This is a genomic window from Pasteurella bettyae CCUG 2042 (assembly GCF_000262245.1).
Taxonomy (GTDB): Bacteria; Pseudomonadota; Gammaproteobacteria; order Enterobacterales; family Pasteurellaceae; genus Basfia; species Basfia bettyae.
On record NZ_AJSX01000041.1, the window covers coordinates 55,412 to 77,289 of the forward strand.

The 21,878-nt window shown below is 36.0% G+C and carries 19 protein-coding genes; 4 read left to right on the forward strand and 15 right to left on the reverse strand.

Features of this window, described 5'->3' with window-relative positions:
• Nucleotides 1-47 precede the first annotated feature (47 nt).
• Genes HMPREF1052_RS09135 through HMPREF1052_RS09150 form a run of 4 tightly spaced genes read right to left on the reverse strand, consistent with a single transcriptional unit; the run spans nucleotide 48 to nucleotide 4,749 of the window.
• Nucleotides 48-1,451, reverse strand: coding sequence for an ABC transporter ATP-binding protein (locus HMPREF1052_RS09135; RefSeq protein ID WP_005761509.1), 1,404 nt, complete (start codon nucleotides 1,449-1,451; stop codon nucleotides 48-50).
• A complete protein-coding gene (locus HMPREF1052_RS09140) occupies nucleotides 1,451-2,239 on the reverse strand; it encodes an ABC transporter permease (RefSeq protein WP_005761582.1) in 789 nt (262 codons plus the stop codon). The genes HMPREF1052_RS09135 and HMPREF1052_RS09140 overlap by 1 nt, the downstream gene beginning before the upstream one ends.
• Nucleotides 2,239-3,189, reverse strand: coding sequence for an ABC transporter permease (locus HMPREF1052_RS09145; RefSeq protein WP_005761519.1), 951 nt, complete (start codon nucleotides 3,187-3,189; stop codon nucleotides 2,239-2,241). Before HMPREF1052_RS09145 ends, HMPREF1052_RS09140 begins: the two co-directional genes overlap by 1 nt.
• A 6-nt stretch (nucleotides 3,190-3,195) precedes the next feature.
• A complete protein-coding gene (locus tag HMPREF1052_RS09150; RefSeq protein WP_005761592.1) occupies nucleotides 3,196-4,749 on the reverse strand; it encodes an ABC transporter substrate-binding protein in 1,554 nt (517 codons plus the stop codon).
• 541 nt (nucleotides 4,750-5,290) lie between these two features.
• Between HMPREF1052_RS09150 and frdA the strand changes: the two genes are divergently transcribed.
• From frdA to frdD, 4 genes are read left to right on the forward strand one after another with little or no spacing between them, the layout of a single operon-like run.
• Nucleotides 5,291-7,090, forward strand: coding sequence for a fumarate reductase (quinol) flavoprotein subunit (gene frdA, locus HMPREF1052_RS09155; RefSeq protein WP_040596554.1), 1,800 nt, complete (start codon nucleotides 5,291-5,293; stop codon nucleotides 7,088-7,090).
• The gene (locus HMPREF1052_RS09160; RefSeq protein ID WP_005761586.1) at nucleotides 7,083-7,853 is read left to right on the forward strand and encodes a succinate dehydrogenase/fumarate reductase iron-sulfur subunit; all 771 of its coding nucleotides are present in this window, start codon (nucleotides 7,083-7,085) and stop codon (nucleotides 7,851-7,853) included. The genes frdA and HMPREF1052_RS09160 overlap by 8 nt, the downstream gene beginning before the upstream one ends.
• A 10-nt stretch (nucleotides 7,854-7,863) precedes the next feature.
• On the forward strand, nucleotides 7,864-8,256 hold the full coding sequence (gene frdC, locus HMPREF1052_RS09165) for a fumarate reductase subunit FrdC (protein WP_081484411.1): 393 nt from the start codon (nucleotides 7,864-7,866) through the stop codon (nucleotides 8,254-8,256).
• An 11-nt stretch (nucleotides 8,257-8,267) separates the two neighbouring features.
• The gene (gene frdD / locus HMPREF1052_RS09170; RefSeq protein ID WP_005761615.1) at nucleotides 8,268-8,612 is read left to right on the forward strand and encodes a fumarate reductase subunit FrdD; all 345 of its coding nucleotides are present in this window, start codon (nucleotides 8,268-8,270) and stop codon (nucleotides 8,610-8,612) included.
• 143 nt (nucleotides 8,613-8,755) lie between these two features.
• On the opposite strand, the gene HMPREF1052_RS09175 is transcribed toward frdD, so the two are convergent.
• From HMPREF1052_RS09175 to murD, 11 genes are all read right to left on the reverse strand, one after another.
• On the reverse strand, nucleotides 8,756-9,916 hold the full coding sequence (locus HMPREF1052_RS09175; protein ID WP_005761498.1) for a chorismate mutase: 1,161 nt from the start codon (nucleotides 9,914-9,916) through the stop codon (nucleotides 8,756-8,758).
• Nucleotides 9,917-10,097: 181 nt separating this feature from the next.
• Nucleotides 10,098-11,252: an iron-containing alcohol dehydrogenase gene (locus HMPREF1052_RS09180; RefSeq protein WP_005761576.1), complete on the reverse strand. Its 1,155-nt coding sequence runs from the start codon at nucleotides 11,250-11,252 to the stop codon at nucleotides 10,098-10,100.
• 130 nt (nucleotides 11,253-11,382) lie between these two features.
• On the reverse strand, nucleotides 11,383-12,300 hold the full coding sequence (gene lpxC, locus HMPREF1052_RS09185; RefSeq protein WP_040596555.1) for a UDP-3-O-acyl-N-acetylglucosamine deacetylase: 918 nt from the start codon (nucleotides 12,298-12,300) through the stop codon (nucleotides 11,383-11,385).
• A gap of 50 nt (nucleotides 12,301-12,350) precedes the next feature.
• Entirely contained in the window at nucleotides 12,351-13,571 is a 1,221-nt protein-coding gene (gene ftsZ / locus HMPREF1052_RS09190) for a cell division protein FtsZ (protein ID WP_005761549.1), read from the reverse strand.
• 81 nt (nucleotides 13,572-13,652) lie between these two features.
• Nucleotides 13,653-14,945 (reverse strand): cell division protein FtsA, encoded by a 1,293-nt coding sequence (gene ftsA, locus HMPREF1052_RS09195; protein WP_005761589.1) that lies wholly within the window; start codon nucleotides 14,943-14,945, stop codon nucleotides 13,653-13,655.
• Between the two features lie 39 nt (nucleotides 14,946-14,984).
• Nucleotides 14,985-15,755 carry a cell division protein FtsQ/DivIB gene (locus HMPREF1052_RS09200; RefSeq protein ID WP_005761484.1) on the reverse strand — a complete coding sequence of 257 codons (771 nt, stop codon included), beginning with the start codon at nucleotides 15,753-15,755 and terminating at the stop codon, nucleotides 14,985-14,987.
• A complete protein-coding gene (locus HMPREF1052_RS09205; protein WP_005761481.1) occupies nucleotides 15,755-16,678 on the reverse strand; it encodes a D-alanine--D-alanine ligase in 924 nt (307 codons plus the stop codon). The genes HMPREF1052_RS09200 and HMPREF1052_RS09205 overlap by 1 nt, the downstream gene beginning before the upstream one ends.
• Before the next feature lie 83 nt (nucleotides 16,679-16,761).
• A complete protein-coding gene (murC, locus tag HMPREF1052_RS09210; protein ID WP_005761467.1) occupies nucleotides 16,762-18,198 on the reverse strand; it encodes a UDP-N-acetylmuramate--L-alanine ligase in 1,437 nt (478 codons plus the stop codon).
• 65 nt (nucleotides 18,199-18,263) lie between these two features.
• Nucleotides 18,264-19,325, reverse strand: coding sequence for an undecaprenyldiphospho-muramoylpentapeptide beta-N-acetylglucosaminyltransferase (murG, locus tag HMPREF1052_RS09215; RefSeq protein WP_005761536.1), 1,062 nt, complete (start codon nucleotides 19,323-19,325; stop codon nucleotides 18,264-18,266).
• A 9-nt stretch (nucleotides 19,326-19,334) separates the two neighbouring features.
• Nucleotides 19,335-20,525, reverse strand: a complete 1,191-nt coding sequence (gene ftsW, locus HMPREF1052_RS09220) for a putative lipid II flippase FtsW (protein WP_005761427.1) — start codon at nucleotides 20,523-20,525, stop codon at nucleotides 19,335-19,337.
• Between the two features lie 28 nt (nucleotides 20,526-20,553).
• Nucleotides 20,554-21,873, reverse strand: coding sequence for a UDP-N-acetylmuramoyl-L-alanine--D-glutamate ligase (gene murD, locus HMPREF1052_RS09225; protein WP_005761466.1), 1,320 nt, complete (start codon nucleotides 21,871-21,873; stop codon nucleotides 20,554-20,556).
• Nucleotides 21,874-21,878 lie beyond the last annotated feature (5 nt).

The window sequence follows — 21,878 nt, forward strand, 5'->3', positions numbered from 1 at the left end:
ATTAAAAGCACTTATTTATTGCTTAACAAGTGCTTTTTGATATTGATTTACTGAAGTTGATATTCAGTTAAATCGATAATTTGATGACAATAATGCTCAATCAGATGATGATCATGACTTACTATGACTAAAGTACAATTGTGAATACGACATTGTTCTATCAATAAATCTAAGGTTTCTTTCTGAGTAATAGGATCTAATCGAGAAGTCACTTCATCCGCAAATAAAAGCACAGGTTCAAATAATAAAGCTCGTAGAATTGCCACTCGCTGTAATTCTCCGCCAGATACATTATTTGCAGTTCTAGCCAATAAATCCTGATCTAACTTAAGTTGCGTTAATAAATAAGGAATTTTACTTCTATCTAAGCCATGCTTATCGATGACATCGTCTAACAATATCTGTAAACTGACGCTTTGAGCAAATGCTGCTGGGGGATCTTGGTATAGCTTTAACACTTGTTGACGTTTTGGTTTAAAATTCCAAGAAATTTCACCGCACTTTGGCTTTAATAAGCCACACAAGGCATCACCTAAAGAACTTTTTCCGATACCACTATCGCCAATTAATCCTAATACTTCACCTTTTCTTAATTGAAAATTTAAATCCTTAAATAAAGTTCTCTCCCCTCTTCCCAGGCTTAAATCCTTTGCCGTCACTAAAATCTCAGAGACAACTTCTTGTTTAACTTGCTTTTGCCAATTATGAGGCGAAGCCGCCATCAATTGCTGAGCATACTCAGATTGAGGATTTTTTAAAACTTGCTGAGCATTTCCTTGTTCTAATAAAATCCCCTTTTTCATCACCATAATCGAACCACCAAGTTGCTCAGCAACATCAATATCATGGGTGATAGTGAGTAACGTTCCACCTTGATTCACAATATCTTGCAATAACTGAATCACAATACATTTATTTTTTTCATCTAAACCTTTAGTTGGTTCATCAGCAATCACCATAATGGCACCACCTGATGTAGCAGCTGCAAAAGAAGCTCGTTGTGCCATTCCTCCTGAAAGTTGATGAGGAAAATATTTAATAAACTTAGCTAATCCAAGTGCGGTTAGTTTCTCAGTAGTTTTTTGCGAAGAAAGCCCATTGTTAAGTTGACCTACTAAAGAAAAACTTTCCCATACTTGATTAAATATATTCATCGTTGGATCTAATGAACGCACGGGTTCTTGAGGCAACATCGCCATGCATTTACCCCAATTTTGTCGTCTTAATTTCTCATTGATTAAATCCTGATGTATATGAATTTGCCCTTTAATTATTAATCCATCAGCTAAGCAGCCCATGATAGCCTGTGCTAATAAACTCTTACCTGAACCAGTTTCTCCTAATATGGTCAAACATTGCCCTTGTTGTAATTTTATATTAATGGGTTCAACCAAGCATAATCCCGATTTTGTATAAACAGACAGAGATTGTGTTTCAATTAAAATAGTCATTATTTCACTCTCCCTGAAATTAATTGAAAACTTAATACAAGTAAGAATACGACAGCTATCGGTTGTAAAAAGATCCAAGGTGCTTCGTGATAATAAGGAAATAATTCCGTCATCATCAAGCCTAGTTCGGGTGTAGGTGGACGTAAACCGACATTCACAAATCCTAATGTTGCTAGCGCTAACACCGCATTTCCTGCAGAAAATGCACTTAAGGTTAAAATGACAGGAGCCAATTTAGGAAAAAAATGACGTTTAAAACAATACCATAACCCCATTCCCATTAAACGAGAAGATTGAATTTCTATACTTGATGCCAAAGTTCTGCTAATAGCACGAATCATTCTGAAAAACTCTACCCACATCACTAATGAGATACCGAGATAAAGTGACCAAAACGAACCAGGAGCAATAGCCGCAAATAGCAATATAAAGAGTAAGCCTGGTAATGCCATGATGACATCACTTATAAATGAGAAAACACGATCAACTAAACCACCGAGATAACCAGCTAAAATACCGCACAATAATCCAAAAAATAACGAACAGCCAACTGACATCACGACTAAAGAAAAAGATAATCGAATTGCAGAAGCAAGGCGAGCAAACATATCCCGACCGAAATGATCGGTTCCTAACCAATAAACTGCGGTAGGTTTTTGCAAAATTTTATTAAAATTTTGGAATGCTTCATCCATAGGATAAAAATACGGCTGCAAATAAGCGATAGCTAATAAAAAAATTAATAAAAAACTACCGCACTTTTGAGCAAAAGAAAGTTTCTTTAACATTATGCTGCCCCTTCTGAATGATGATTAATACGGGGGTCAATCCAACTACTTAACATATCAACCAACATATTTAAAATAATAAAAAGATCGCCCATGATTAGCGCAGTCCCTTGAATCATCGGTACATCTCTGGCAATGACTGCATGTACTAACGCATGCCCACTGCCTGGCCAGGCAAAAAGACTTTCAACAATAACCACACCTTCAATTAAATAAATTAATTGTACTGAATGGTAAGTAATAATCGGAATTGCCACATTACGTAACCCATGTCTAACAAAACTTTGTTGTTGATTAAGGCCTTTAAGGTAAGAAAACTGATAATATTCAGATTGTTGTACAGCAACCATAGCATTACGGCTGATACGAACAGAAACAGCACTTAATCCTAGCGCTAAAGTTAATGCTGGTAACAAAAAATGTTGCCAACTTCCATATCCCGCAGCAGGAAGCCATTTTAAATTGACTGCAAATAGACTGATAAGTCCTATACCAATAATAAATGCTGGGACTGAACGTAAGAACGTACTAATTACTAAGGTTAATCGGTCAAATAACCCATTGGGACGTTGGGCAGCTAATAATCCTAATGGTGGACCAATTAAAATGCCTAAGATCAAAGCTACTACAGCTAAACTTAATGTATGCATAAATTGATGACCGATTAATGCCCATACAGTTTCGCCTGAAACTAATGACTTACCAAGATTCAACTGAATCAAATCAGTAAACCAATTAAAATAACTTTGCCACCAACTCTGATCTAAACTCAGTTCTCTTCGTACAAGTGTTGCAGCGGCACTATCTGTCTGATCATAACCATAGCGGCTTGCAGCGATACGAAATGCCATGTCCCCAGGCAAGCTTCTTGTCAAAATAAAGGTCAGTGTTCCCACTGACCAAATCATTAAAAAGAGTTGCCCAATACGCTTAGAAAGCAATTTAACCATATATTTCTACCAAGACAATTTATTTAATTTGAAATTACGTTCAAAAGGATCTAATTCCAATCCTTTTAATGCTTTATTTGAAACTGCATTTGTTTGATAGAATGACACTGCGGTAATTGGCTTTTGCTGATAAATAATTTCTGCAGCTTTAGCTTTTAATTTACGTTGCTCAGCCTCATCTGAAGTTTTTTGCAATGCTTCAAGTGTTTCGGTAAACACATTATCAGACCAATTCATCACGCCCCAATCAGCGCCTTGAGGTGCAAAATCTTGTAATAACATAGCAGTTGGATCTGGCAACATACCATAGTAACGAGAATATAATGCCATTTCTAAAGATCCATCTTGATGACCCGCAGGAATTTCAGAAAAATTGCCTACTGAAACGATCATATCTACACCAATTTGTTTCCATTGGTTTTGTAATGCAGTAGCAATAATGGGTAATTCTGGGCGATCAGAGAAAGTACGCAGGGTAAATTGGAAAGGTTTTCCATCTTTAACTAACATACCATTTGCATCTTGTTCAAAGCCTAAATTAATTAAACGAGATTTAATTGCAGGATAATCTGGTTTTGTGTGCGGTACATTTAGATGCCAATCCGCAAATGCTGGAGGTAAAATTTGTTCCGCTTCTCCAATTTGCATTCTAAGCACAGATTTGACAATCCCCTCACGATCAATTGCATCACTCAATGCTTGACGAACAGCTACATCTGCAAACAAAGGATTTTTTACATTAACTTTATATTGAATAGTGTGAGCAACAGGCTTCACTTGAATAGTTAAATTATTATCTGAGGAAAGACGGCTTAAACTCGCAGGATCTAAATTAAATACTAAATAATTAGGTTTACTTTGTGCTAATAAGCTACGAGTTTCACTACGGCTATTGGCTAAATAGGAAACTTGTTTAATTTTAGCTTTATCACCCCAATAATCATCGAATGCTGTTTGTTCAATTTTTTGTGGCGGCTCAATTTTTAGAACTCTATAAGGCCCGGTACCAATCACCTCAGAAATTTCGCCATTTTTAACCGCACTTTTAGCAAAAATCATCGTTGTTGCATGAGATAAATAAGCAGGAAAAATCACTAATGGTTTATCTAAAGTAAATTGAACGTGCTGCTCATCTAATGCTTTAATTTCCTTAATCATCGCATTTTTTAAAGGTGTTGGCTTAGTTAACGCAATAGTTAAACTATTAACCACATCTTCAGCAGTTAAAATTGATCCATCATGAAATTTAACATTCGGGCGTAAAGTAAAAACCCATTGATCTGATGTTGGATTAACCGTCCAACTTTCAGCTAAACCAGCTAATAAATGTCCGTCCTTATCTACATCAACTAAAGTTTCAGCTAATTGTAAACGTTGGAAGATATAACCAGATTTACTTGGATCTACCGATGTAATTTCCCAAGGAGTGACCACAACTAAAGCTTGATTCTGTTTATCTGCATTTAAAGCTGATTTATCACTTAATTCTTCTGAAGAAAAGTTAAGCATAAAAAAGATTACCGCTAAAATAATAATCAGTAAAAATATTATTTTTTTCATAAAATAAAAATTCCTTTTCATTGGTATAAAATAAGTCATTTTATATAACTTATACTTTTTATTTGGTTGCTAATTTAGCATAACTAGAAATAATTTTCATTGTTATTTTTCACTAAAAATTAAGTTTCACAATATTGATTATTAGTATGTAAAAATTCGGCAAAATAAACTCATTTTAGCCAATCGATAAATAAGACTCGTTTCAGGATAAAAATATGACTGATTATTCTCTGTTAATAAAGCTACTATATATATTTTTATATCTCATGATTTGTTTTTCATTTAAAAAAATAATTGATTTTTAATAATTATCTAAATAAAAACCTAAAATTATTAGTTTTTTAAATAATCTATAGCAAAGGCTCAAAAAAGTTACTTTTTTGAGTTAGATCACAAAATAGTCATTCTTATCCTTTAAATAATAAAAAAGAGTTAGTAATTGAATCTTTTAATGGCAAAATAAACATACCTAATGAAGCATTTGATATTAAAACGTGCTTTTACCTTTTTACTTTTATTATTCATTATTGGAGAAAATATCGTGCAAACTGTTAATGTCGATATCGCAATCGTAGGTGCGGGTGGCGGTGGCTTACGTGCTGCAATCGCAGCAGCTCAAGCCAATCCAAACTTAAAGATTGCATTAATTTCTAAAGTCTATCCAATGCGTAGCCATACTGTTGCAGCAGAAGGTGGTGCCGCTGCAGTAATCAAAGAAGAAGATTCATATGATAAGCACTTCCAAGATACTGTTGCTGGTGGCGACTGGTTATGTGAACAAGATGTTGTTGAATATTTTGTACAACATTCGCCTGTTGAGATGACGCAATTGGAGCGTTGGGGCTGTCCATGGTCTCGTAAAGAAGATGGTGATGTCAATGTACGTCGTTTCGGCGGAATGAAAATCGAACGTACATGGTTCGCGGCTGATAAAACTGGCTTCCACTTATTACACACTTTATTCCAAACATCTATTCAATTCCCACAAATTCAACGTTTTGATGAACACTTCGTATTAGACATCTTAACTGATGACGGGCACGCTCGTGGTGTAGTCGCAATGAATATGATGGAAGGAACACTAGTTCAAATCAATGCTAACGCAGTTGTTATTGCAACTGGTGGTGGTTGTCGTGCATTCAAATTCAATACTAATGGCGGCATTGTAACTGGGGATGGTCTATCAATGGCTTATCGCCATGGTGTTCCTCTTCGTGATATGGAATTTGTTCAATATCACCCTACAGGTTTGCCAAATACAGGTATCTTAATGACTGAAGGTTGTCGCGGTGAAGGTGGTATCTTAGTCAATAAAGATGGCTATCGTTATCTACAAGACTACGGACTAGGTCCTGAAACACCAGTAGGAAAACCTCAAAACAAATATATGGAACTTGGTCCTCGTGACAAAGTATCACAAGCTTTCTGGCAAGAATGGAAAAAAGGCAGAACATTAAAAACGGCTAAAGGTGTTGATATCGTTCACTTAGATTTACGTCATTTAGGTGAAAAATACTTACACGAACGTTTGCCATTTATCTGTGAATTAGCACAAGCTTATGAAGGTGTAAATCCAGTTAATGAACCAATTCCTGTACGTCCAGTTGTTCACTATACTATGGGTGGTATCGAAATAGACTTTAATAGTGAAACTCGTATTAAAGGTCTATTTGCTGTGGGTGAATGTGCTTCTTCAGGTTTACATGGTGCGAACCGTTTGGGTTCTAACTCATTAGCTGAATTAGTTGTGTTAGGTCGTGTTGCAGGTGAATATGCGGCACAACGTGCAGTTGAAGTACAAAATGTAAATCAAGCTGCTATTGATGCTCAAGCACAAGATGTTATTCGTCGCTTAGAAGACCTATTTAACCAAGAAGGTACTGAAAACTGGGCTGACATCCGTGAAGAAATGGGTGTTGCAATGGAAGAAGGTTGTGGTATTTATCGTGACCAAGAAAGTATGCAAGGTGCAGTGGATAAAATTGCGGAATTAAAAGAACGCTATAAACGTATTCGTATTCAAGACCGTTCAAGCGTATTCAATACAAACGTGTTATATACTGTTGAATTAGGTTACATCTTAGATGTTGCTCAAGCAATTGCAAACTCTGCTATCGAGCGTAAAGAATCTCGTGGTGCTCACCAACGTTTAGACTATGTAGAACGTGATGATACAAATTATTTGAAACACACGTTAGCATTCTATAACGAAAATGGTGCGCCAAGCATTGATTACAGCCCTGTGAAAATTACTAAATCACAACCAGCAAAACGTGTATATGGTGCTGAAGCTGATGCCGCTGAAGCAGCAGCGAAAGCTAAGGAGAACGCAAATGGCTAATCAAGCAATGATGAACGTTGAAGTATTGCGTTATAACCCAGAAGTAGATAAAGAACCATACTTACGCACTTACCAAGTGCCTTATGATAATCAAACTTCTTTATTAGATGCACTAGGTTATATCAAAGATAGACTAGATCCTGAACTTGCATACCGTTGGTCTTGTCGTATGGCTATCTGTGGTTCATGCGGTATGATGGTTAATAATATTCCTAAATTAGCATGTAAAACTTTCTTACGTGACTATAGTGGTCATATGCGTATTGAACCATTAGCTAATTTCCCTATTGAACGTGACTTAATCGTTGATTTAAGTCACTTTATTGAAAGTTTAGAAGCTATCAAACCATATATCATTGGTAACAAGATGCCTGAACTTGATGGTCAACCCCATCCATCAGCGGAATTAGCGAAAAGTCGTACCAAACAAACCCCAAAACAATTAGAGAAATATCGTCAATTCTCTATGTGTATTAACTGTGGTTTATGCTATGCAGCTTGCCCTCAATTCGGTTTAAACCCAGAGTTTGTTGGTCCTGCTGCATTAACTATGGCTCACCGTTATAACTTAGATAACCGCGATCATGGTAAAGCAGAACGTATGCCTATCATCAATGGTGAAAATGGTGTTTGGTCTTGTACATTCGTTGGTGCATGTTCAGAAGTTTGTCCTAAACATGTAAATCCAGCTGCGGCAATCAACCAAGGCAAATTAGAAAGTGCAAAAGACTATCTAATTTCAATGCTTAAACCAAAAGCGTAGTAGGAGGCATATTATGACAACTGAAACTAAACGTAACAAATATGTACGTCCAATGACAGCGACTTGGTGGAAAAGCTGGGATTTCTATAAATTCTATATGGTACGTGAATCAAGTGCTATTCCTACTGTATGGTTCTGCCTTGTATTACTTTATGGTGTATTCTGTTTAACCTCTGAAAATGGTTTTGTAGAAAACTTTATTCCTTTCTTACAAAATCCATTAGTTGTAATCTTAAACTTAATTTCACTAGCCTTATTACTAGTGCATGCATTCACATTGTTCCAAATGACAGGTGAAGTAATGTCTGGATCAACAGGTATTAAATCTGAAGTGATCCAAAAATTATTAAAAATTGCATTTGCAGCAGTCTCTGTAATCGCATTAGTATTAGCATTTATCTAGGGAGCAAGACAATGGTTGATCAAAATCCAAAACGTTCAAATGAGCCACCAGTATGGTTAATGTTCAGTGCTGGCGGTATGGTGAGTGGGCTTGCATTCCCAGCATTAATTCTTATTATTGGTATTCTATTACCATTTGGCATTATTTCCCCAGATAATATTATTGCATTTGCTCATCACTGGTTTGGTAAATTAGTAATTCTTGTACTTACTATTTTCCCAATGTGGGCTGGTTTACACCGCGTTCATCATGGTATGCATGACATTAAAGTACATGTTAATAATGGTGGACTAATTTTCTACGGTTTAGCTGCTTTATATAGTTTTATTGTATTATTCGCAGTCATCGCTATTTAAGCCACATATTTAAAAATAAAGGTCTTCTTTTATGAAGACCTTTTTAATACTTGTAGATATAAAAAGTGCGGTAGATTTTCAAAAAATTTCAACCGCACTTTAACTTTATATGATCAAAAAAATAACCTTACACAATTTTAAATCTATTTTACCTCTACAGGTTTGATAATCTCACTAGGATAACAGCCTAGAATTTTCAAATAGGTGGTATATTGTTTCAATTCTTCTATTGCAACAAGGGTATCATGATGATTAATATTTGCTTCTATTTCTACATAGAACATCTCTTCCCAAGGTTTACCATAAATTGGACGAGATTCTAATTTTGTCATTTTAATTTGATGATTTTTAAATACAGATAAGGCATCAACTAATGAACCTGCTTCTTGTGCTGTGGTCATTAATAATAATGTTTTGGTATGAATCTGAGGTGATACAGCTACTGCATTACGAGAAATCACAATAAATCGAGTAATATTATTATCTTGGTTCGCAATATTTGATCTCAACACACTTAAACCATATAAATGGCCACCATCTTCATTACCCAATGCTGCAATATTTGGCTTATTTAAGCTAGAAACTAAATGCATTGCATGTGAACTACTTTCACAGTATTCAATATGCACACGCTCTAAACTACGAATAAACTGACTACATTGCTGAATCACTTGTGGATGACTATATAAAGTGTCAATTTGACTTAAATCTACTTGACTACTAGTAAGAACACAATGTTTAATCGGATACGCAAGTTCTCCAACAAGGGATAACTCTGTATTCTGCAAGAGATCATAGACTTCATTAATTGAGCCTGAAGTAGTATTTTCTAAAGGAAGTACGCCATAATCTGCTTCGCCATTACTTACTTTTTCAAAAACCTGATCAAAGCTACTACAGCTTAGCTCAATAAGTTGTTCTTGATAGCGAGTCGCATAGCTTCGTGCAGCTAAATGAGAATAAGAACCTCGCTTACCAAGAAATGCAATATGAAGGCTTTGTTCTCTTTGCTGATTAAGTTTTTTCTGCAAATAAACTTGTTGAGTAAGAACAGAATCTTCGATAATACGTTGGAAAATTTGAGTAATATATTGTGGTTCTAATTGATAATTCTGATTTTCAGCATAGTTTATCAATTCTTGCAGCAATTGTTGTTCACGTACTTTATCACGTAATGGTTTTTGTATAATTTCTTTGCTACGAACAACATCAAATGCAAGTCGATGACGTTCTGACAATAGCTTTAACAAACTGCGATCAATTTGCGTAATTTGCTGACGAATTTCAGTAAGATCAAGTGCCATAAATATTCCCCAAAACTAATAAAGGCGTGTAGTTGATAAACTTAACACACCCTTATTACATTGTAAGAGGATAAAGATGATTTCTCAAGCTTAATAATTCTTTTAAATCAGTATATTAGTATTAATAAGTAAATTTTTATACTTTACAACCGCACTTTTTCATAAAAACTATAGCTTCTCTTTAAAGTGCTAAATATAAAATTTCCATTACCGCTTGATGATCTATTGATTCATGCTCACCTAAAAGAGGTTGGCGATGCTCGGATAATTTTCTGATCACTTCAGGGAATAAGCTATCATCAATACCATAATCAGAAAATCTCGTTTTTACTCCCATCAATTCAAAGAAGGCACAAATTTTCTGAATGGTCAATTCAGCGGCTATATTTACGTCATTACCGCGATAATCTAATACACGCTGCGCAAATTGGATCAGCTTCTCACGCTTAGCTTGCTTTTGGTGATGCATAATAGCAGGTACAATAATCGCTAATGTTTGACCGTGATCTAAGCCATATAATGCAGTTAATTCATGTCCTATAGCATGAGATGTCCAGTCTTGAGGAACTCCCGTACTCAGAATCTTATTTAATGCCATAGTTGCAGCCCACATAATATTCGCTCTAGCATCATAATTTTCAGGCTCATCCAATAATTTAGGACCATCTTCCATTAATGTACAAAAAACACCTTCCGCAAATCTATCAGGAATCTTTGCATCCACAGGATAAGTCATATATTGTTCGAACGTATGCACAAAAGCATCTACTACACCATTAGCAGTTTGTTTTTGAGGGAGAGAATAAGTCACTGAAGGATCTAAAATAGCAAATTTAGGTTTAACTAAATCAGAATAAAGAGATAATTTATCTTTAGTTTCACGACGGCTTACAACAAAATTCCCATTCATTTCAGAACCTGTTGCTGGGATCGTCATAACAGTACCTATAGGCAGCGCTCTAATAATCTCTTGTTTTTTATAAAGAATATCTAACGCATCGCCTGAATAAGTGGCTGCCGAAGCAATAAATTTGCAACCATCTAAAACCGAGCCACCACCAACGGCTAAAATAAAATCAATATTCTCTCGTTTAACAACTTGAACCGCTCTATTTAAAGTTTCAAACTCAGGATTTGGTTCAATACCAGCGAATTCTATATAAAAATAGTCTTGCAATGCATGAATAACTTGATCATACACACCATTCTTTTTGATACTACCGCTCCCATAAACAAGCAAAATACGATTTTGTTTTGAAAGATATTTAGGAATAGCTTGAATTTGACCTTTACCAAATTCAACAGCAGTAGGAATATGAAAAGTAAAATTAAACATGATTAACCTCTATAAAACTGCGGTCAATTTTTTCAAAATTTGTAGAAAAGCACAAATGTGAATAATTAGAAAACATAAATAGTAAAAAAGCTATACTTTTAAGAGTATAGCTTTTTCTATATTTAAGCAATTAGATTAATACTTGAGAAGGTACCGCATAACCTTGAGGGACAATTTCCTTATCATCAAAGGTGACAAATTCCCAAGCTTCTTGATTAGCTAATAAGGCACGTAATAACTTGTTATTTAGTCCATGCCCAGACTTATATGCTTTGAAATCACCTAAAATATTATGACCACTCATAAATAAATCACCGATAGCATCTAACATTTTATGGCGAACTAATTCATCTTTAAAACGTAAACCATCTTCATTTAATACTCGATAATTATCTAAGACAATAGCATTGTCTAAACTACCTCCCAATGCTAAACCTTGAGATTGTAAATATTCAATATCTTTCATAAATGCAAATGTTCTTGCACGACTAATTTGTTGAACAAATTTTTGTGCAGAAAAATCTAAGGTATAAGTACTTAAATTCTTATTAAGTGCTGGGTGATTAAAATCAATTGTGAAATTCAAGCGGAAACCATTATAAGGTGAAATTTCTGCCCATTTATCGCCATCTTCAACACGCACTTTTTGTTTTACACGGATAAATTTCTTCGCAGCGTCTTGTTCTTCAATACCTGCATCTAATAAAAGGTATACAAATGGACTTGCACTACCATCCATAATAGGAATTTCTGGCGCGTCCACTTCAATAATAAGATTATCTAAACCTAAACCTGCTAATGCAGCATTTAAATGTTCAACTGTGGAAATACGAACACCTTGATCATTAACTAAAGCAGTACAAAGCATTGTATCACGCACTGATGTTGCATCCGCAGGGAAATACACTGGAGGATTAAGATCTGTACGACAATAAACAATACCTGTATTTACCGGTGCAGGGCGTAAATTTAGGGTAACCTTATTACCACTATGTAATCCAACCCCAGTCACTTTAGTGCCTTGTTTTAATGTTCTTTGTTTAATCATATTCATTATTTCTCAATTTATTGCCTAAGCAAAAAGTCTTTATAGACTTGTTATTTACTATCACCACGTAAAAATGCTGGTTTAAATAGCTCATTATTACCTAACGAAGTCGGTCGCGCAGGTTGCTCTGAATGAACAGGTTGTTGATTTGGAGCAGTTTGCGTACCTTGATGAAAAGCTGCTGTACCTGATGAAACATTTGTCACTAGTCGTTGTGGTGCCAATGGAGCAGCAGGATCATCAATATCACCAATACCTGTAGCTACAATTGTAACACGAATTTCATCTGACATCTCAGGAATTAATGTTGTACCTACAACAACGGTAGCCTCATCAGAAGCAAAGGCTCTAATAGTATCACCTACAGCATAAAATTCATCTAGTCCTAAATCCATACCTGCGGTAATATTAACTAACACACCTTTTGCACCAGATAAGTCAACATCCTCTAAAAGAGGACTTGCTACAGCATCTTGGGCTGCTTTTTCAGCTCGTCCATCGCTTGCTGCACCTTGTGCAATACCGGCGCCCATCATTGCTCGACCCATTTCAGACATTACTGTGCGAACATCGGCAAAGTCTACATTTATTAAGCCTGGAGAGGTAATCATATCTGAAATACCTGTCACTGCATTACGTAAAATATCATTAACCGCAGAGAATGCTTGTACTAAACTTACTGATTTGCCTAATACTTTTAATAATTTTTCATTTGGAATGATAATTAATGAGTCTACATACTTAGACAACTCTTTAATACCAAGTTCCGCAAATGCCATACGTTTTTTACCTTCAAACGAGAAAGGTTTAGTTACAACAGCAACAGTCAAAATACCTAAATCTTTTGCCACTTGAGCAACTATAGGCGCTGCACCAGTACCTGTACCACCGCCCATACCTGCTGCGATAAATACCATATCAGCACCTTCTAACATTGAACGGATAGCTTCTTGGTCATCTTCAGCTGCTTTACGCCCTACATTTGGGTTAGCTCCTGCACCTAGACCTTTTGTTGTTGCCGCACCAATTTGAACCGTTTGTTGTACAACACTTTTACGTAATGCTTGAGCATCAGTATTCACTGCATAGAAAATAATTTCACCATGTTCATCACTAGCTATTGAATTTTCACCAACAAGCGTACCGCCATTATGAATCATATTATTAACCATGTGATTGACAGCATTACCACCGCCGCCACCAACGCCAACAACTTTAATCAGTGTTCGACCGATTTCATCGTCAAACCCATATTCTACTGGTTCAAACATTTGTATTCTCCGTCAATGCTAGATACTCTAACACTTAATAACTATAAAATTCTCTCTATTGTAGATTAAAAATTCAAATTCTCAAAATTCTGACTTCACTTTATTTGCAAAAATTTTAATTTTTCCAAAAATAGCCCCTAAAACACCACTATCTGAACCAGAACCACCAAAGATAGGTGTGCTCTCTTCTTCGTTATAATGACTATATTGTAATAAACCTAACACTGTTGCATACTGTGGCTTATTAACATAATCAGTTAATCCTGAAATATTAAGCGGATAACCTACACGCACATGCGAACCAAAAATTTCTGTTGCACACTTACTAATATCTTCCATTTGTGAACTTCCGCCTGTAAGCACAATACCAGCAATAAGATCTTGCTTAATACCTTTCATCGTCAATTCATTGCGTAATTGAATTAATTCATGTTCAACTACTTGTAATAAATCACCGTAACAACGAGAAGTTACCTCTACAATTTGGGCTTTAGTAAAAGTACGAGGAGCGCCCCCTCCCAAACCTGCCACTTCAATTTTTTTCTTAGCAAATTGTTCTTTCAATTCGACAGATGGCATAATCGCACTACCATAATTAATTTTGATGCTTTCAGCTTCGTTACGTGATGTAGTTAAACTTTGTGCAACATAATCAGTAATTGTATTACCACCATAAGGAATGACTCGACTAAAACGCAGTGCACCATTGGTATATACCATAATATCCATTGAGCCACCACCAAAATCAATCAAGCATACGCCTAAATCTTTTTCATCTTCAGTTAAAACTGAATACGTAGATGCCAAACCTGAAAATACAACTTGATCGACCTTTAATCCACAAGTTTCAACAGCTTTTTGTAGATTACTCACCCAAGACTGATGACAAGCAATTAAATGGGCTTGAGCTTTTAATCTAACTCCCTGTAAACCTAATGGATTTTTAATATTTTGTTGTTTATCGACCGCATATTCCTGTGGAATAACATGTAATAATGATAATCCCTCTGGCAATTTTACTGAACTTGCCGTATGCATAGCCTGATCAATTTCATCTTGGCTAACCTCACCATCTGCAATAGGGACGAAACCACTTTCATTCAGACTTTGAATATGTTCTCCAGTGATAGCAAGAGTGACTGACATAATTTGACAGTCTGCTACAGATTCTGCTGCTTCAATTGCACGCTGGATTGAATTAACAACCGCTGCTAAATCTGTAATACTACCTTTATCTATACCTTTTGATGGGCAACTACCAACTCCAAGTACATTCACTACCCCATCAGGTAACACTTCACCGACGACAGCAACAACTTTAGAAGTACCAACTTCCAATCCTACAATAGTTTTTGATTCCACGATTTTTGCCATTTTTATAACTTCACAGTTTTAATTTTTATTTAGACTACATTAGTTTACATCAGAAAAATGTACTGCTGCACCTACTTTATATCTTAAATCAATATAAATAATTTTTTTATTTTCTGGTACTTCAATTTGTGGGTAAATTGTCATAAAGCGATCAATCTTAGATTTCCACTCTCCACGCCCTAATTTTAATGTAATATCATTTTCAACAACAATTTCCCAGGAACCTCTCTCATCAATTGAAACCGCTTTTAATGTAATTCCTTTTGATTTTAAATCATTAAAAATTTGCTGCCACGCATCTAATACAATTAAACTCTGATAATCAGGTCCATATAAATGAGGCATATTATCATTTTTTAATTTATCTTTGGGCAACTTAAAAACGACGCCATCAGCTGAAACAAAATGATCTTCATTCCAATAAGCTACTGGCGTATATTCTGCAACGAGAATGCTTAATCTATCAGGCCAAATTTTACGAACTACGGAACCTTTTATCCAAGGCATTGACTGAATTTGTTCGCGAATGACATTTACATCTTGTCCAAAAAAGCCCTTAAGCTCTCCCATTTTTAAAATCATCTCTCGAATATCTGAATTCGTCGTATATTGAGGGGTTCCCAGTAATGCAAAAGAACTAATTGGCTTACTATCCAATTTTTCCAGCCAGTTTTGCCAATTAAAATACGCAAAATAGAGTAGACCAACGCATAATAGCACAAGTAAAGGCTTAACTTGCAAAAAAACTCTGAGTTTCTGCTCATTAAGTTTTAAATTTCTTTGTGGCGTTTTGCGTTTTACAACAGACATTAAACACTAAGCTCCAAAATTTTTGCCACTAATTGCTCAAAAGAATAACCAACCACTCTTGCTGATTTAGGGAATAGGCTATGGCTTGTCATACCTGGTGTTGTATTCACCTCAACAAGACGGAATTCACCTTTAGCATCAGTCATTACATCGATACGGCTCCAACCACGGCAACCAATAACATCATAAGCACGTTTAACTAGCTTTTGTAATTCTTCTTCACGTTCTTTACTCATCGGGGCTGGGCAAACATATTGCGTATTATCGGAAATATATTTTGCATCATAATCGTAGAACTCACCCTCTGGGATAATTTGCACTGCTGGCAATACTTGATCATCTAATACAGGTACAGTCATTTCAATACCACTTAACCACTCTTCAATTAAAATGGTATCATCATGAGTTAAAGCCAAATCTACCGCAGCCTCTAGTTCTTCCACAGCATTGACTTTTGTTAAGCCGACACTCGATCCTTCACGTGAAGGTTTTACCATTAATGGTAGTCCTAAATGTTCGACAATCCGCTCTGGATTTAGTTCTAAGCGAGTATCCCGTGTTACAATCTCCATGTCTGCAATAGGTAAACCAAAACCTTTCCATAACATTTTAGTACGCATTTTATCCATGGTTAAGGCTGATGTCATTACTCCACAGCCCGTATAGGGTAATCCAATTTGCTCTAACACACCTTGAATCACACCATCTTCACCACCACGTCCATGCAAAATATTAAATGCACGATCAAAGCCTTGTTTTTTTAGATCTGCAACAGGGTATTCCTTAGGATCAATTGGGTAAGCATCATAGCCTTGACTACGTAATGCATTTAGAACAGCATTACCAGAATTAAGAGAAATATCACGTTCTGCTGATGTGCCACCTAACAATACAGCAATTTTTTGTTCTTTTAATGGTTTCATTTTATTCTTTTCACTCTCAGTTGAGTCTAATTCAAGATAGATTATTTTTGACTTCAAAAGTGCGGTCAAAAATTAAAAAATTTTTAGTTATTTTCCGTTGACCATAATTCCACAAGTTGGCGAGATAATTTACTCACATTACCTGCACCTTGTGCTAATACTAGATCACCGTCTTGAAGTATTTGCTCCATAATTTCAGGTAATTGTGCGGTATCGGTAACTAAAATTGGGTCTACTTTTCCTAAATTACGAATTGAACGACATAAGGAACGGCTGTCTGCTCCTGCAATTGGGGTCTCACCAGCAGCATATACATCTAACATAATCAATGCATCAACTTGTGATAACACTTGTACAAAATCATCAAAAAGATCTCTTGTACGGGTATAGCGATGAGGCTGAAAAATCATCACTATACGTTTATTCTCCCAACCTTGACGTGCTGCCTGAATAGTTACATTAACTTCAGTTGGATGATGACCATAATCATCAACTAACATAACTTTACCACAAGAACGGCTAAATACACCTAGTTGATCAAAACGACGTCCAGCACCTTGGAAATCAGCTAATGCAGCTAAAATAGCCTCATTACGAATCCCCTCTTCTTTAGCTACAGCTAATGCTGCTGTTGCGTTTAAAGCATTATGTTTACCAGGGACATTTAATAATACATCAATACGTTCATTGCTTGGAGTAATTACCGTATACTGCCCTTGAAAGCCTGTTTGCTGATAATTTTCAATACGATAGTCAGCATTCTCAGCAAAACCATAAGTAATAACAGGACGGCCAATTTGTGGCATTAACTCAGCCAATACAGGATCATCTGCACAAATAACAGCTAAGCCATAAAAAGGTAAATTATGTAAAAAATTTACATAAGTCTGTTTCATTTCTTCAAAGCTACCATGATAAGTATCCATATGATCAGGTTCAATATTAGTCACTACTGATACCATTGGTTGCAAATGTAAAAATGAAGCATCGCTTTCATCTGCTTCAGCAATTAAATAACGGCTTGCACCTAAATGAGCATTAGTTCCAACCGATTTAACCAAACCACCATTTACAAAAGTGGGATCAAGACCTGCCTGAGCATATACCATAGAAATCATTGCTGTAGTCGTTGTTTTTCCATGTGTACCCGCCACCGCAATTCCATGACGAAAACGCATAAGCTCTGCTAACATTTGTGCACGTTGAATCACAGGAATACGATTTTCTTTTGCTGCTACAAGTTCTGGATTATCTTGATGAATTGCACTCGATACGACAACTACACTAGCACCATTCACATTTTCAGCTTGGTGTCCAATAAAAATTTTAGCGCCTGCTTGTGCAATGCGTTGAGTTACTAGCCCATCAGAAATATCTGAGCCCGAAATCTGATAACCTTCGTTTAATAAAATTTCAGCAATACCGCTCATTCCCGCACCACCAATACCGATAAAATGAATTTGTTTAACTCGGCGCATTTCAGGAATAATTTTTCGAACTGTTTCTTGGAAATCTTTCATTCTTATGGTCTCTTTCATTTCTTATTCATGGATAAAATGATTTATCATCATCTTATTTATATTTTTTAATTTGCGTTTTCAATAATCACTTCGGCTACACGTTGTGCTGCTAAAGGTGCTGACATTGATTTTGATTTAATCGCCATTGAAAGTAATTTCTCACGATCTAATTCATTAAGTAGATCCACAATTACATCAGCATTTAATTCAGATTGTTGAACAATTTTTGCCGCTCCCACATCCGCTAAATATTTAGCATTCAAATATTGTTGTTGATCTTTATGTTGAAATGGTACAAAAATTGCAGGTGTCCCTACAGCAGCTAATTCACAAACGGTCAATGCACCAGAACGACAAATAACAATATCAGCCCAAGCATAGGCTTCTGCTATATTGTCAATAAACTCTGTAATTTTTACGTTTTCACTTAACGCATTTTTTTGCTGATAAAGTGCCGTAATATTTTCTACAGAACCTGCTCCTACTTGATGATGAACTTCCAGCTTTTCACCTAAACGGGCAACAACTTCAGGCAAGGTTAAATTTAATACTCTCGCACCTTGACTACCACCAACAACAAGCAAACGTAATTTACCAAAACGTCCCGTAAAACGTTGCTCAGGATTCGCAATAGTGAAAAAATCTTGGCGAACCGGATTCCCCACAACTTCTGCATTTGGAAATGCCGTAGGAAAAGCTTGTAATACACGTTTGGCAATTTTGGATAACCAAACATTGGTTAATCCGGCCACGGCATTTTGCTCATGTAAAATTACAGGAACACCACAAAGTTTAGCTGCAATACCACCAGGGCCAGAGACATATCCCCCCATCCCAAGTACAGCATCAGGCTTTTGTTTTTGGATAATTTTACGTGCTTGCATTATAGCACGACAAATCGCAAAAGGTGCGGTTAATAAGGCCTTAATTCCTTTACCTCTTAAGCCTGAAATTTGGATAAATTCAATAGGGATGCCATGTTTAGGAACAAGTTGTGCTTCCATCCTATCTTTTGTACCTAACCAGCAAATCTCCCAACCTTGTTGTTGTAGATATTGTGCCACGGCGATTGCAGGAAATACATGACCGCCAGTTCCCCCTGCCATTACTAATAATTTTTTTGCCACATTAAATCCTTAATCATCTTTTAAGCGAGCATGACCACCACGCATTAAGCGATTTTCATGATCAATACGTAATAAAATTGCAATACTTACAGACATAATCACTAAACTTGAACCACCATAACTCACAAGAGGGAAAGTTAATCCTTTTGTTGGCAGTAACCCTAACGCCATACCAAGATTGACAAAACCTTGGAAAAAAATCCAAAAACTAATTCCAAAAGCAAAGAAACCTTTAAAACGTTGTTCAATTTGTAATGATTCTCGTCCAATTTTAATTGCACGAAAGACTAACAAGGCTAATAAAGCAATAATAATCATGATACCTAAAAAACCAAACTCCTCTCCAACAACAGCCATAACGAAGTCAGTATGAGCTTCGGGTAAGTATTCCAATTTTTGAATAGAATTACCTAATCCCTCACCAGTAAACTCACCTCGACCAAATGCCATTAAGGAATTGGATAATTGGAAGCCTGTACCATAGGGATCTTTAAAGGGGTCCATGAAACCAGTAATACGTTTCATTCGATATGCCGATGACACCACTAATACCACAAAAAGAAATGCGCCTACGCCAATTAAAAATAAAAATTGGTAAATATTAGCACCTACAACAAATAGCAAGCCAAAGGTAATAATAAAGAGTACTACGGTGCTACCTAAGTCAGGTTGAAGAATGAGTAATGCACCTAAAAAGCCCATCACTAATAAAGGCTTAAAAGCACTCAATTTTTTACTTCTCACTTCATCATAACGGCGAGTAAAATAACCAGCTAAGAAACAAATCAAAGCAAGTTTTGCAAATTCTGCGGGCTGGAAGTTAAATACGATCATCGGAATCCAACGACGTGCACCATTTACTGATTTACCAATTCCAGGAATTAATACCAAGATTAATAAGATGACCGCAATAATGAAGAGTTTTTTGTGCCATGATTCCCAAGTTTCCATTGGCACTTTAACAAAATAATAGCAAACCCCGATAGAGAGAATTACATATAATGCATCACGCTTAGCAAAATAGAAAGGATCATCAAATAAACGAGTGCCGACAGGAATAGATGCTGACGTCACCATAATAAAACCAACAAATAATAATACAATAAATAACCATGCGAGCGAACGATCATAGAGTACATTAGTTGGTGTTAAAGTCGTCCAACGTTTATAAGTATCTTTGACTTTATTAAAAATTTCCATTCAAAACCTAACTGAATTATTTAAATAATTAATTGGCAACATAAAGTTTAGCTAAACGAGTAAATTCTTCACCGCGTTTTTCAAAAGAAGCAAACTGATCTAAACTTGCACAAGCGGGCGATAACAATACCATATCACCTGAAGATAAAGTTGGACGTAACGATTCTATCGCTTGTTCCATTGTATCAAATAATTGGCTTTGAGCTGATAGTTTTGCCAACTTAGTACCATCTTGACCGAAACAATAACAATAGATTTCAGGTTTGTTTATCAGTTTTTCTAATTCAGAAAAATCAGCACCTTTGCCGTCACCACCTAATAATAAGTGCAATTTACCTTCAACCTGTAATCCTGTTAATGCTGCTACAGTGCTTCCTACATTAGTTGCTTTAGAATCATTAATCCAGCGTACACCATTTGCCATATGTGTTAATTGAAAACGATGCTCTAAGCCCGTAAAATTTTGAAGTGCGGTACGAATTCCAGAAATTTCAATGTTAGCTGCTTGAGCCAGTGCTATAGAGGCTAGAGCATTCATATAGTTATGACGACCAGTCAGTTTCATTTGTTCACAGCTAATCACAACTTCATTTTGTGCCATTAGGTAGGTTTTAGTATTTTCAGTTTTTAACCAATAATCGGCATGATGTTCAGCAAAGCTTACTTGATAAATCGCACTTTGTTTTCCATCTTCTTTAGTTAATGGATCCTCCGCATTAACTACAGCAGTTTGGCAGTTTTGATAGATTTTTAGTTTAGCTTGACGATAATCCTCTAAATCAATATAACGATTCATATGATCTTCAGTCACATTTAATACCGTGGCAGCAATAGCTTTTAAACTATAGGTAGTTTCTAATTGAAAACTTGATAATTCAAGCACATAAAGATCATGGCCTTGATTCAATAAAGATAACGCTGGAATACCAATATTACCGCCCATACCAACATTAATTCCAGCGGCTTTCGCCATTTCAGCCACTAATGTGGTGACAGTGCTTTTCCCATTTGAGCCAGTAATTCCAATAATCGGTTTATCTGCTTCACGGCAAAATAATTCAATATCACCAATCACTTCAACACCAGCAGCAAGTGCGATCTGAATTTCAGGCGTTTTTACTGCAAGTCCAGGGCTAATAACGATGATGTCACTATCTAGTAGCCATTGTTGATTTAAACTTCCCGTATGTAAAGGAATAGATTTATCTAGTTGCTCTGCGCCTACAGGAGATTGGCGTGTATCAATAACCCGTACATTCGCTTGTTTTGCTTTCAAAAAATTAATACAAGATAAACCTGTTTTGCCTAAACCAATAATGGTAATTTTTTTACCTTGATAGTCCGCCATGTTGT

Bases quoted from the DNA above. Each gene is read 5' to 3' on its own strand.
- HMPREF1052_RS09205 (WP_005761481.1), bottom strand. From the start codon at position 16,678: ATGAAACCATTAAAAGAACAAAAAATTGCTGTATTGTTAGGTGGCACA.
- ftsW (WP_005761427.1), bottom strand. From the start codon at position 20,525: ATGGAAATTTTTAATAAAGTCAAAGATACTTATAAACGTTGGACGACT.
- HMPREF1052_RS09200 (WP_005761484.1), bottom strand. From the start codon at position 15,755: ATGTCTGTTGTAAAACGCAAAACGCCACAAAGAAATTTAAAACTTAAT.
- lpxC (WP_040596555.1), bottom strand. From the start codon at position 12,300: ATGATTAAACAAAGAACATTAAAACAAGGCACTAAAGTGACTGGGGTT.
- HMPREF1052_RS09160 (WP_005761586.1), top strand. From the start codon at position 7,083: ATGGCTAATCAAGCAATGATGAACGTTGAAGTATTGCGTTATAACCCA.
- HMPREF1052_RS09140 (WP_005761582.1), bottom strand. From the start codon at position 2,239: ATGTTAAAGAAACTTTCTTTTGCTCAAAAGTGCGGTAGTTTTTTATTA.
- ftsZ (WP_005761549.1), bottom strand. From the start codon at position 13,571: ATGTTTGAACCAGTAGAATATGGGTTTGACGATGAAATCGGTCGAACA.
- frdD (WP_005761615.1), top strand. From the start codon at position 8,268: ATGGTTGATCAAAATCCAAAACGTTCAAATGAGCCACCAGTATGGTTA.
- murC (WP_005761467.1), bottom strand. From the start codon at position 18,198: ATGAAAGATTTCCAAGAAACAGTTCGAAAAATTATTCCTGAAATGCGC.
- HMPREF1052_RS09150 (WP_005761592.1), bottom strand. From the start codon at position 4,749: ATGAAAAAAATAATATTTTTACTGATTATTATTTTAGCGGTAATCTTT.
- HMPREF1052_RS09135 (WP_005761509.1), bottom strand. From the start codon at position 1,451: ATGACTATTTTAATTGAAACACAATCTCTGTCTGTTTATACAAAATCG.
- HMPREF1052_RS09145 (WP_005761519.1), bottom strand. From the start codon at position 3,189: ATGGTTAAATTGCTTTCTAAGCGTATTGGGCAACTCTTTTTAATGATT.
- murD (WP_005761466.1), bottom strand. From the start codon at position 21,873: ATGGCGGACTATCAAGGTAAAAAAATTACCATTATTGGTTTAGGCAAA.
- ftsA (WP_005761589.1), bottom strand. From the start codon at position 14,945: ATGGCAAAAATCGTGGAATCAAAAACTATTGTAGGATTGGAAGTTGGT.
- HMPREF1052_RS09175 (WP_005761498.1), bottom strand. From the start codon at position 9,916: ATGGCACTTGATCTTACTGAAATTCGTCAGCAAATTACGCAAATTGAT.
- HMPREF1052_RS09180 (WP_005761576.1), bottom strand. From the start codon at position 11,252: ATGTTTAATTTTACTTTTCATATTCCTACTGCTGTTGAATTTGGTAAA.